This is a genomic window from Streptomyces sp. CY-1, assembly GCF_047218265.1.
Taxonomy (GTDB): domain Bacteria; phylum Actinomycetota; class Actinomycetes; order Streptomycetales; family Streptomycetaceae; genus Streptomyces; species Streptomyces niphimycinicus.
This window is the reverse complement of sequence record NZ_CP178393.1, coordinates 3,221,436-3,232,967: the sequence shown is the minus strand read 5'-3', so window position 1 is coordinate 3,232,967 and position 11,532 is coordinate 3,221,436. Positions and strand designations below refer to the sequence as shown.

The 11,532-nt window shown below is 70.2% G+C and carries 10 protein-coding genes; 7 read left to right on the top strand and 3 right to left on the bottom strand.

All coding sequences use genetic code 11. The features are described from left to right. Positions 1–339: 339 nt before the first annotated feature. From ACK1X7_RS13915 to ACK1X7_RS13905, 3 genes are all read right to left on the bottom strand, one after another. On the bottom strand, positions 340–597 hold the full coding sequence (locus ACK1X7_RS13915; protein ID WP_385154674.1) for a hypothetical protein: 258 nt from the start codon (positions 595–597) through the stop codon (positions 340–342). A 437-nt stretch (positions 598–1,034) separates the two neighbouring features. Next, positions 1,035–1,550 (bottom strand): hotdog fold thioesterase, encoded by a 516-nt coding sequence (locus ACK1X7_RS13910; RefSeq protein ID WP_119986987.1) that lies wholly within the window; start codon positions 1,548–1,550, stop codon positions 1,035–1,037. Between the two features lie 62 nt (positions 1,551–1,612). Next, the gene (locus tag ACK1X7_RS13905) at positions 1,613–3,895 is read right to left on the bottom strand and encodes an FdhF/YdeP family oxidoreductase (RefSeq protein ID WP_385154680.1); all 2,283 of its coding nucleotides are present in this window, start codon (positions 3,893–3,895) and stop codon (positions 1,613–1,615) included. A gap of 253 nt (positions 3,896–4,148) precedes the next feature. On the opposite strand from ACK1X7_RS13905, the gene polA reads away from it, so the two are divergent. The 7 genes from polA to ACK1X7_RS13870 all read left to right on the top strand — a co-directional run bounded on the left by polA (position 4,149) and on the right by ACK1X7_RS13870 (position 11,445). Further along, positions 4,149–6,887 carry a DNA polymerase I gene (polA, locus tag ACK1X7_RS13900; protein WP_385154683.1) on the top strand — a complete coding sequence of 913 codons (2,739 nt, stop codon included), beginning with the start codon at positions 4,149–4,151 and terminating at the stop codon, positions 6,885–6,887. A gap of 113 nt (positions 6,888–7,000) precedes the next feature. Beyond that, positions 7,001–8,767, top strand: a complete 1,767-nt coding sequence (locus tag ACK1X7_RS13895) for a lytic transglycosylase domain-containing protein (protein ID WP_413115131.1) — start codon at positions 7,001–7,003, stop codon at positions 8,765–8,767. A 189-nt stretch (positions 8,768–8,956) separates the two neighbouring features. Next, entirely contained in the window at positions 8,957–9,091 is a 135-nt protein-coding gene (locus ACK1X7_RS13890; protein ID WP_014059917.1) for an SPW_0924 family protein, read from the top strand. 16 nt (positions 9,092–9,107) lie between these two features. Next, complete coding sequence (locus ACK1X7_RS13885; protein ID WP_385142376.1) at positions 9,108–10,109, top strand: DUF3068 domain-containing protein; 1,002 nt, start codon at positions 9,108–9,110, stop codon at positions 10,107–10,109. 2 nt (positions 10,110–10,111) lie between these two features. Continuing rightward, positions 10,112–10,732, top strand: coding sequence for a hypothetical protein (locus ACK1X7_RS13880; RefSeq protein WP_385142378.1), 621 nt, complete (start codon positions 10,112–10,114; stop codon positions 10,730–10,732). Positions 10,733–10,852: 120 nt separating this feature from the next. Further along, positions 10,853–11,071 (top strand): hypothetical protein, encoded by a 219-nt coding sequence (locus ACK1X7_RS13875; RefSeq protein ID WP_361512289.1) that lies wholly within the window; start codon positions 10,853–10,855, stop codon positions 11,069–11,071. Positions 11,072–11,094: 23 nt separating this feature from the next. After that, complete coding sequence (locus ACK1X7_RS13870) at positions 11,095–11,445, top strand: hypothetical protein (RefSeq protein ID WP_385142380.1); 351 nt, start codon at positions 11,095–11,097, stop codon at positions 11,443–11,445. The last annotated feature ends 87 nt before the right edge of the window (positions 11,446–11,532 follow it).

Genomic DNA, 11,532 nt, shown 5'->3' with positions numbered 1-11,532 from the left:
CGCGGGGCGCGACCGGTGGCAGAGGTCCAGACGATGATGTGACTGTCTTGTTATGACGCGCGTCACCCCAGGATGTCCGTGTAGCGGAACGTAAGGGACGAATGGGGCGAATCTGATCCAACCATTAGGTCCGGATCCTGAGAAGTTGCAGTTCCGCTAAGGAGTGCGGGGGACTGGTGAACGATGCGCGAACCGGTGTGTGCGGACGAGCGGGGAAAGATCGAGTTCAGGGGCGCCGCGGGTGGCGAAAGTGCGATCTTATATTGCGTCAGTGTTACGGAGTGTTACGACTGTCGGCGTCGGCCCGGTGGGGTGGCGGTGGTGCCGGACGGATGCGGCTCAGGTTGGTGGACGCCAGTTCTCGGAGCTGTGGGTGGCGCCGTTCGCGGCCGCGCAGCGGCGCTCGGCCAGACGCTTGATCAGCGCTTTGGCGGCCGGGGTGCCATGCCGCCGCCGCTCGGCGCGCGCGGCGTGGACGATGTCGTCGTAGATCTCGTACTGCTGGTTGGAGAGCCCCTTCTGCTCCCAGTCGAGCCCGGCCCAGCGGCTGCCCGCGAGGTCCTGTTCGGCCCAGTAGGAGATGAGATCGGAGCACATCCGTACGGGCGAAGGCGCCTGTGGCGTGGGGCTGTTGGGGCCGGGACGGGACGCGGACGGGGAACTGCCAGCCGGGCCGCGAGAGTTGTCGGAGTCGCCGGAACCGGATCCGCCGCATCCGGTCAGTGTCACGGCGAGTACGAGAGCGCAGCCACAGGCGGTGGCGGGCCGGAAACCCGCCCGGGTCGTTGCCCCCATGGGGGGCACGCTAGACCCGGCCTCCCGGAGGGACAACGGTGATGACGCGGGCCGTTACGGCGAGGTCCGGACCGGCCGGGGCGGGAGGACCGGACCGACCGGGGGTGCGAGGGCTGGACCGGCGGCTGCCACTGGGGCCGGACCGGCCGGGGCCGCGAGGGCCGGAGGCGGGGCACCGGACGCCGCCCGGGGGCGTCCGGCCCGGCGGGCGTTACGTCGGCGTCCGGCCCGCCCCTGTGTCACGCTTCGCCGCGCTCCTTGGCCTCGGTGACCTCGGCGACCGTCTTGGCCTGACCGGCCTCGTCGACCTCGCGCAGCAGGCAGGTGAGGCGGGCGGTGCACACCCGCCGGTCCTGCTCATCGCTGATGACGATCTCGTAGGTGGCGGTGGAGCGGCCCCGGTGGACGGGGGTGGCGACGCCGGTGACCAGGCCGGAGCGCACTCCCCGGTGGTGGGTGCAGTTGAGGTCCACGCCGACCGCGATCCGCCCGCTGCCGCCGTGGAGCATCGAGCCGACCGAACCGAGGGTTTCGGCCAGCACGGCGGAGGCGCCGCCGTGCAGCAGGCCGTACGGCTGGGTGTTGCCCTCCACCGGCATGGTGGCCACGACGCGGTCCGCGGAGGCTTCGAGGATCTGCACGCCCATGCGGGTGCCCAGGTGCCCGGCGGAGAACAGCGCGGGAAGATCCACGCCGAGCGCCGCGTACTCGTCGATGACCTCCTGCGGGAACTTCACGCTGGTCTGCTCGCCCATCGGACCGGCTCCGTTCAGTTGCTTGTGGTGGCCACCTTCTTACCAGGCGACTGAGCAAACGCTTAGGCCGGGGGTGTCTGTTCCAGGCGGATCACCACGGACTTGCTCGCCGGGGTGTTGCTGGTGTCGGCGGTGGCGTCCAGCGGGACCAGGACGTTGGTCTCCGGGTAGTACGAGGCGGCGCAGCCGCGCGCCGTCGGGTAGTGGATCACGCGGAAGCCGGTGGCGCGCCGCTCGACGCCGTCCGTCCACTCGCTGACCAGGTCGGCGTAGCTCCCGTCGGCCAGCCCGAGCTCCTGGGCGTCCTCGGGGTGCACCAGCACCACCCGGCGGCCGTTCTTGATGCCGCGGTAGCGGTCGTCCAGGCCGTAGATGGTGGTGTTGTACTGGTCGTGGGAGCGGAGGGTCTGGAGCAGCAGCCGGCCCTCGGGCGCGGTGGGGTACTCGACGGGGGCCGCGGTGAAGTTGGCCTTACCGGTGGTGGTGGGGAAGCTGCGGCTGTCGCGCGGGGCGTGCGGCAGGGCGAAGCCGGAGGGGTCGCTCACCCGGGTGTTGAAGTCCTCGAAGCCGGGGATGACGGCGGCGATACGGTCGCGGATCCGCGCGTAGTCCTTCTCGAACTCCTCCCAGGGGGTGCGGCTTTCGGGGCCGAGCACCCGGCGGGCCAGCCGGCAGACGATGGCCGGTTCGGAGAGCAGATGGGCGCTCGCGGGCTCCAGGCGCCCACGGGAGGCGTGCACCATGCCCATGGAGTCCTCGACGGTGACGAACTGCGGGCCGCCGCCCTGGAGATCGCGCTCGGTGCGGCCGAGGGTGGGCAGGATCAGCGCCCGCGCCCCGGTGACCACATGGGAGCGGTTGAGCTTGGTGGAGACATGGACGGTCAGCCGCGCGGCGCGCATCGCGCCCTCGGTGACCTCGGTGTCGGGGGAGGCCGCCACGAAGTTGCCGCCCATGGCGAAGAAGACCTTCGCCTGGCCGTCGCGCAGGGCGCGGATGGCCCGCACGACGTCGAAGCCGTGCTCGCGGGGCGGGGCGAAGCCGAACTCGCGCTCCAGGGCGTCGAGGAAGGCCGGGGCGGGGCGCTCGAAGATGCCCATGGTGCGGTCGCCCTGGACATTGCTGTGGCCGCGCACCGGGCAGACTCCGGCGCCGGGGCGGCCGACATTGCCGCGCAGCAGCAGGAAGTTGACGACCTCGCGGATGGTGGGCACCGAGTGCTTGTGCTGGGTCAGACCCATCGCCCAGCACACGATGGTGCGCTTGGAGTCGAGGACCATGCGCAGCGCGCTGTCGATGTCGGCGCGGTCGAGGCCGGTGGCGCGCAGCGTCTCGTCCCAGTCGGCGTCGCGGGCGGCCTTGGCGAACTCCTCGAAGCCGTGGGTGTGCTCGCCGATGAACTGCTCGTCGGTGGCTCCCTCGGTCTCCAGGATGAGCTTGTTGAGGAGGCGGAAGAGAGCCTGGTCGCCGCCGAGCCGGATCTGTAGGAACAGATCGGTGAGCGCGGTGCCGACGCCGGAGAGGCCGCGTGCGTTCTGCGGGTTCTTGAACCGCTCAAGACCGGCCTCGGGCAGCGGGTTGATGGAGATGATCTTCGCGCCGTTGGCCTTGGCCTTCTCCAGGGCGGAGAGCATGCGCGGGTGGTTGGTGCCCGGGTTCTGCCCGGCCACGATGATCAGGTCGGCCTGGTAGAGGTCCTCGAGCAGCACGCTGCCCTTACCGACGCCGAGGGTTTCGGTGAGTGCCGAGCCGGAGGACTCATGGCACATGTTGGAGCAGTCGGGCAGGTTGTTGGTGCCGAATTCGCGGGCGAAGAGCTGGTAGAGGAAGGCCGCCTCGTTGCTGGTGCGGCCCGAGGTGTAGAAGACCGCCTCGTCGGGGGAGTCGAGCGCGGTCAGCTCGTCGCCGATGATGTCGAAGGCGCGGTCCCAGGACACCGGCTCGTACCGCTCGGCGCCCTCGTCCAGATACATGGGCTGGGTGAGCCGGCCCTGCTGGCCGAGCCAGTAGCCGCTGCGGGTGGCGAGGTCGGCCACCGGGTGGGCGGCGAAGAAGTCGGGGGTGACCCGGCGGAGGGTGGCCTCCTCGGCGACGGCCTTCGCCCCGTTCTCACAGAACTCGGCCGCGTGGCGCTTGTCCGGCTCGGGCCAGGCGCAGCCGGGGCAGTCGAAGCCCTTCTTCTGGTTGACGCGCAGCAGCGTGAGCGCGGTGCGGCGCACCCCCATCTGCTGCTGGGCGATGCGCAGCGAATGCCCCACGGCCGGCAGTCCGGCCGCGGCATGTTGTGGGGGTGTGACCTCGGGCGCGTCCTGGATCGGATCGCCTGCGGGCGGCTTGGCTGCCATCGTCGCTCCCCTTGGGCTCGGGCGTTGCGGGACCTGTGCGTGGACACCTGTGGGTCAAATCCTGTCACGCGCCTACGACAGCCTGGGCGGCGGCCCGGTCCGGCTGTGCGGGGCACGATCTTGTACGCGGCCTGGTCCGATCTTGTACGCGGCCTGGTCCGATCTTGTGCCCGGTCCGGTTCGATCTTGTGCCCGGTCCGGTCCGTGGCCGGGGCGGGAGGCATTGTCGGTGGGCCGTGGCAGGATCGGGGGCGTGGCAGAGAAAGCATCGAAGAAGACCGCAGCGCCCGCTCCCGACCGCACGGGGGAGGACCGACCCCGCCTGCTCCTGCTGGACGGGCATTCCCTGGCATACCGGGCGTTCTTCGCGCTGCCGGCGGAGAACTTCAACACGACCACCGGCCAGACCACCAACGCGATCTACGGCTTCACCTCGATGCTGGCGAACACGCTCCGTGATGAGCAGCCCACGCACCTCGCCGTGGCGTTCGACGTCTCGCGCAAGACCTGGCGCTCCGAGCAGTTCACGGAGTACAAGGCGAACCGCTCCAAGTCCCCCGATGAGTTCAAGGGCCAGGTCGAGCTGATCGGTGAGCTGCTCGACGCCATGAACATCACGCGCTTCGCGGTGGACGGCTTCGAGGCCGACGATGTGATCGCCACCCTCGCCACCCAGGCCGAGGAGCAGGGCTTCGACGTGCTGATCGTCACCGGCGACCGGGATTCGTTCCAGTTGGTCACCGACCATGTCACGGTGCTCTACCCCACCAAGGGCGTCTCCGAGCTGACCCGGTTCACCCCCGAGAAGGTGCAGGAGAAGTACGGCCTCACCCCGGCGCAGTACCCCGACTTCGCGGCCCTGCGCGGCGACCCGTCGGACAACCTCCCCGGCATCCCGGGCGTCGGCGAGAAGACCGCGGCGAAGTGGATCAATCAGTTCGGCTCCTTCAAGGAGCTGGTGGAGCGGGTCGACGAGGTCAAGGGGAAGGTCGGCGAGAAGCTCCGCGACCACCTGGAGTCCGTCAAGCTCAACCGGCAGTTGACCGAGCTGGTGCGGGATGTGGAGCTGGCCGCCGGACCCGAGGGCCTGGGGCGCACTCCGTACGACCGGGAGGCGCTCTCGGTGATCCTGGACGCGCTGGAATTCCGCCACCAGAACTTCCGCGACCGGATCATGGCCGTCGACCCGGGCGCGGCGGCGGACGAGCCCGCGGCCGCCGAGCCGGGTATCGCGGTGGACGGAGAGGCGCTGGGCGCGGGCGAGCTCGCCCCCTGGCTGGAGAGCCACCGTGACGCCCCGCTGGGCCTGGCCACCGTCGACACCTGGGCGCTGGGCAGCGGCAGCGTCAGCGAGATCGCGCTGGCCACCGGCTCCGGCCCCGCCGCGTTCTTCGACCCCTCGCAGTTGGACGAGGCCGACGAGCGGGCGTTCGCCGAGTGGATCGCGGACCCGGACCGCCCCAAGGTGCTGCACAACGCCAAGGGGATCATGCGGGTCTTCGCCGAGCACGGCTGGTCCGTCGCGGGCGTCACCATGGACACCGCGCTGGCGGCCTATCTGGTCAAGCCCGGCCGCCGCTCCTTCGAGCTGGACGCCCTGTCGGTGGAGTACCTGGGCCGCGAGCTGTCCCCGGCGGTCGCCGCGGACGGCGGCCAGCTCGCCTTCGGCGCCGATGACGAGGCCGAGCGGGACGCCTTGATGATCAAGGCGCGGACCATTCTGGACCTGGGCGAGGCGTTCGGCGGCCGGCTGAAGGACGTGGGCGCGGCCGGGCTGCTGCACGACATGGAGCTGCCCGTCTCCGAGCTGCTGGCCCGGATGGAGCGGTCGGGCATCGCCGCCGACCGTGGCTGGCTGGAGCGCATGGAGCAGCAGTTCGCGGCCGCCGTGCAGCACGCCGTGCAGGAGGCGCACGCCGCGGTGGGCCATGAGTTCAACCTGGGCTCGCCCAAGCAGCTCCAGGAGGTGCTCTTCGGCGAGCTGGGCCTGCCCAAGACCAAGAAGACCAAGACCGGGTACACCACGGACGCCGACGCGCTGGCGTGGCTGGCCGGCCAGACCGACCACGAGCTTCCGGTGATCATGCTGCGCCACCGGGAGCAGGCGCGGCTGCGCTCCACCGTCGAGGGCCTGATCAAGACCATCGCCCCCGGGGGCCGCATCCACACCACCTTCAACCAGACCGTGGCGGCCACCGGCCGGCTCTCCTCCACCGACCCCAATCTCCAGAACATCCCGGTGCGCACGGACGAGGGCCGGGCGATCCGGCGCGGATTCGTCGTCGGCGACGGCTTCGAGTCACTGATGACCGCCGACTACAGCCAGATCGAGCTGCGCGTCATGGCCCATCTCTCCGAGGACGAGGGTCTGATCGAGGCGTTCACCTCCGGTGAGGACCTGCACACCACCGTCGCCTCCCAGGTCTTCTCCGTCGACAAGTCGGCGGTCGACCCGGAGATGCGCCGCAAGATCAAGGCCATGTCCTACGGGCTGGCGTACGGCCTTTCGGCGTTCGGCCTCTCCCAGCAGTTGGGCATCACCCCCGATGAGGCCCGCAAGCTGATGGAGAACTTCTTCGAGCGGTTCGGCGGGGTGCGCGACTATCTTCAGCGGGTCGTCGAGGAGGCGCGCGCCACCGGCTATACCGAGACCATGCTCGGCCGCCGCCGCTATCTCCCGGACCTCACCAGCGACAACCGCCAGCGCCGCGAGATGGCCGAGCGGATGGCGCTCAACGCCCCGATCCAGGGCACCGCAGCCGATATCGTGAAGATCGCGATGCTCAAGGTGGACGCGGCGTTGACGGGGGAGAAACTCTCGTCGCGGATGCTGTTGCAGGTCCACGACGAAATCGTGCTGGAGATCGCGCCCGGTGAGCGGGAGCGGGTCGAGGAGCTGGTCCGCCGGGAGATGACGGGCGCCTTCAGCCTGAGCGCTCCGCTGGACGTATCGGTAGGATCCGGGTCGGACTGGGAATCGGCGGCTCACTGAGGGTTCCACCGATGTGGCGTTTGCACCGGTAGCTGCGGGCCTTAAGTTGTCGTAGTGTCACCAGAGTTGACGCGCCGGGGGAGCGCACTGTGTTCGACGGGAGGGACACACGGATGGCACCGCTTATCGGCCGACGACTGCGCAAGGGGGCCGCCACGACGGCGGTGGCGGCCGCCGCGATGGCCGCTCTCACCGCGTCCCAGGCACCCGGGTTCGCCCACTCCGACCAGGGCGACCGGAACCGGGAGCAGCGGGCGGGGGAGGCACCGGCGCCCGACGACACCCCCATTGACGGTGGTTCGTCGTACCACACCGATCTGCCGCCGCTGGTCACCCCCGACAAGCCGGGCTCCTCGACCGATCTGCCGGGGCTCCCCGGGGGCGGCAGCACCAAGGCCGAGGCGGGGATACCCGCCAGCGTGCTGGACGCCTACAAGAAGGCCGAAGCGGCCCTGCGGAAGTCCAACCCCGGCTGCAATCTGCCCTGGCAGTTGCTGGCCGCGATCGGCAAGGTCGAGTCCGGCCAGGCCCGCGGCGGCGATGTGGATGCCGACGGCACCACCGTCTCGCCCATCCTCGGCCCGGTCCTCAACGGCGACGGCTTCGCCCTGATCAAGGACACCGACGGCGGTGCCTACGACGGCGACAGTACGCATGACCGCGCGGTCGGCCCCATGCAGTTCATCCCGTCCACCTGGGCCAACTGGGGGCGGGACGGGAACGGTGACGGCGAGAAGGACCCCAACAATGTCTATGACGCCGCCCTCGCCGCGGGCAACTACCTCTGTGCGGACGGCCGCGATCTGTCAGTCAAGGCCCATCTGGACCGTGCGATCCTCGGCTACAACCACTCGCAGGAGTATCTGAACACCGTCCTGTCGTGGTTCGAGTACTACAAGCGCGGCACCCACGAGGTCCCCGACGGCACCGGTGTGCTGCCCTCGGGGGACGGCTCCGGCGGCTCGGGCTCGGGCGACAAGGGCAAGGACTCGGGGAAGGGCGGCGGAAACGGCAAGGACACCGGAAAGGATCCGGAGAACGCCCACACCCTGCCCAAGCCCGACGACGAGCCCGACACCTCCACCCCGACCCCTCCGGCCGGCGAGAACGGCGGGACCCCCGGCACCGGGACCCCGACCCCCAAGCCCCCCACCACTCCGCCGTCCACCCCGAGCGGCACCAGCAAGCTCACCACGGTCGGCGCGAAGGAGCTGTCCGCCACCGCGGGCACCGATTTCGCCCGGTCGCCGCGCGTCAAGGCCGTGGACGCCGCGGGCAAGCCGGTGGCCGGTGCGCGGGTGAGGTACGAGATCCTCGGCGAGACCGACTCGCGCTTCCTCGGCCTCGTCAAGTCCGCCACCATGCTGACCGGCAGCGATGGCACCGCCACCGCGCCGAAGCTGGTCGCGGGCGAGAAGACCGGCACCTTCACTCTGCGCGCCACCGCCGTGGGGCGGGAGGCCGCCCCGGTCGAGTTCGCCGCGACCGTCAAGGCCCGTCCCGTACCGCAGGCCGATGCGCTGGCCCGCCTCGGCGACAAGGAGCTCACGGCCCAGACCGGCGCCTCCTTCGCCGACGCGCTCACCGTCAAGGCCACCAGCAAGGGCAAGGCCACCGCGGATGTGCCGGTGACCGCCACCATGATCACCTCGGCGAAGGACCCCGAGCTGAACGACAAGGGGCCCTACTTCCTGGACGACAAGGGCAAGCCGGTGCGCACCCTGACCGCCCTGAAGACCAACGCCCTCGGGCAGCTCACCCTGCCGAAGATCCTCACCGATGACCACGCGGGCACCTTCCTGCTCCGCCTCACCGCCAAGGGCGGCGCCGTCCTGGACATCGAGCTGACGGTCACCGAGGCCGAGGCCCCCGCCTCGTAAGCCGCCCGGTAGCCGAGTAGCGCCGCGGATCACGCGGTTCCTCGCGCCGCCCCTGGGCCCCCACCGGGCCCAGGGGCGGCGCGACGCTTTTCGGCCTTCGTGTTCTCATCTGCGGCCCCCGTTGCTACGGTGCCCCATCCCTGACGAACCGTCAGGCAGCGCCTCGTACCGGACCACGAGGAGGCCCGTATGCGCGCCCTCGCCGCCGCCGCGATCGGACTCGCCGCCGCCCTCGCCATCGTCCTCACGATGACGGCCATCGGCGCCCCCAGCGGTGAGACCTCCCCGAAACCGCTGCTCACCACAGTCCCCAAGCACCCCTGAGGGAGGGACATCCGCCATGCGCCGCAGAGCAAGCCTGGTGCTGCTGGCCTTCGCCGTCTTCTTCGCCGCACTGGCGCCGCTGCTGCGCTGGTACGCCTATCCCCGGCTGGCCAAGATCCCGCCCAGCGAGTACCAGACGGCGGTCCTGGAGGCCAGCCCGGCCACCCTGCTCGACTACGGCACCATGCGGCCCCGCAAGGTCTCCAAGGTCAGCATCGTGCAGACCCTGCGCGGCAATGTGCCCGCCGCCGAGAAGGCCGGGAAGGCGACCGGGCGCGATGTCGTCGTCTGGGACGCCCTGTCGTATATGGCCGGGCCCGACGGCAAGATGGTCTCCAAGATCCCCGAGCGCTATGTCTTCGACGCCCACTCCCAGGACCCGGTGCACGCGGGCGGGGAACATGTCGACGGGGACGCGGTGCGCCGCGACGGCATCGAGTTCAAATGGCCGTTCCTCACCGAGAAGCGCGACTACCGCTACTTCGACGCCCAGGCCCGCACCTCCGCCCCCATCCACTACAAGGGCACCCAGACCTTCCGCGGCCTGAAGGTCTACTACTTCGAGCAGACCATCCCCTGGACCAAGGTGCCGCTTCCCAAGACCATGCCGGTCCAGGGCGTCACCCCCGAAACCGTCCGCAAGGCCGGAACCGCCCGCTGGTACAGCACCAAGCGGATGTTCTGGGTAGAGCCCACCACCGGCGCCCCGGTCAACGGGCAGGAGATCCACCGGGAGGAGTTGCGCGGCGGCACGCTGCTGGGCGACCGCGACCGGGTGACCGTCTTCAGCGGCCATGTGAAGATGCGCGAGGACTACATCCGGCACACGGTCGACATGGTGAAGTCCCAGCGCCAGTTGGTCTTGCTGCTCACGGCCTATCTGCCGTGGGGCTTCCTGATCCTCGGCATGGCCCTGCTCGCGCTCGCCCTGCTGCTGGAGGCCCGCGGGCGCGCGGCGCACCCGCCGTCGGCCCCGGCGGCGCCGACCCCGTTGTCAGTGGCGGGCCGTAGCGTATGACCATGCCAGTGAACTGCTGCGTTCCCGGGCCCGAACTCGTCGGCCATATCGTCGAATTGGCGCGCCTGGAATGGACTCCGGGCGTCACGGCGGCCGCCGCCGAGCGCTTCGGCTGGGTGCCCGACGGCTCCCATGCGTCCTCCCACGCCACCAACACCGGGCACTATGTCCGCCCGGAGTGGTTCGGCGGGCCCGATGACGCGGACACCGAATGCCTGATCCCGTTCTGCTACTACTACGAGCCGGACGACTTCGACGCGGAGTTGCAGGCCGACGGGCTGAGCTCCAATGTCGACTGGCTCGCCGAGTACCACTCCGAGGACCCCGCATGGGTCTTCCACCGCGATGCCGACCGCTCCGCCTTCGACGGCCGGTGGCGCGCAGCCGTGGATGCCTTCGGTGAGCGTCTGGGCGAGCCGGAGACCGTGGTGCGGGACGAGAAGGGCGACCACCCGTGGAACTACGCCGCGTGGCGCTGCGGCGGCAATGCGGTGGTGGTCGGCCAGTGCGTCGACAACGGCTCGTATATGACCTTCGAGCAGGCGCTCATATGGGTCGGGCCGCATCCCGTGGACGAACCGTTCCCGACGGGGGAGCAGTTCGCCCTGAGGCTGGAGTGCTGAGCGGCACGGCCGTCGCGTCGATCGCCGTGTCAGTCGCCGCGTCAACCCGCGTCCTCGCGATTCGCTCGTGGTGGCCAAGCCGGTAGTGATCAGAGCGGAGGCGTGGCTAGCATGCCGCCCATGCCTGGCATCACGATTGAGTTCACCGAGCAGGAGCTGGCCGAGCTGCGTGCCGAGGCGAGGGAGAAGGGCGTCGAGATCAGGCGCCTGGCGCACGACATACTGACCGAGGACGTGGTCCGGCGGCGTCAGAAGCAGCGTTTCGTCGAGGGCGCGGTGAAGTTCGCCCTGGAGTACAAGCCCGAGTTCGAGCGGGAGTTCCCGCACGGCATGCGGTGATCCTGTATGTCGACGCCGGTTGGGTGCTGAACGTCCAGGTCGAGGTCTCCCCGGTGAACACCCCGGTCCGGGACTGGGGTGCGCTGCACTGCATGACCGAACGCCACCGCTATGAGCGGTTCTCGGGCGAGCCCTACTACGAGGAGGCCGCCGCCCGCGCCGCGACCTTTCTGCACACCTCACTGATCCTCGAGCCGTTCTCCGACTACAACGCCACGATCGGCGCGGCCTGCGCGCGGATGTACATAGCGGAGTCGGGAGAGCCGATCACGCCTCCGCCGGGTGGCATGGTCAGACTCGTCCGCGAGATACGGGAGATCAGCGGATTCCGGCTCGGCGAGACCGCCCGCAGGCTGCGCGACTGGGCCGACTGACGCCCGAGGCGGGCCGCCGATGCCTGATGTGGCCTGCTGAGCGGCCCCATTGGCTTTCGCTCAGCGGCGGGTGTTGGCAGGGCTCGG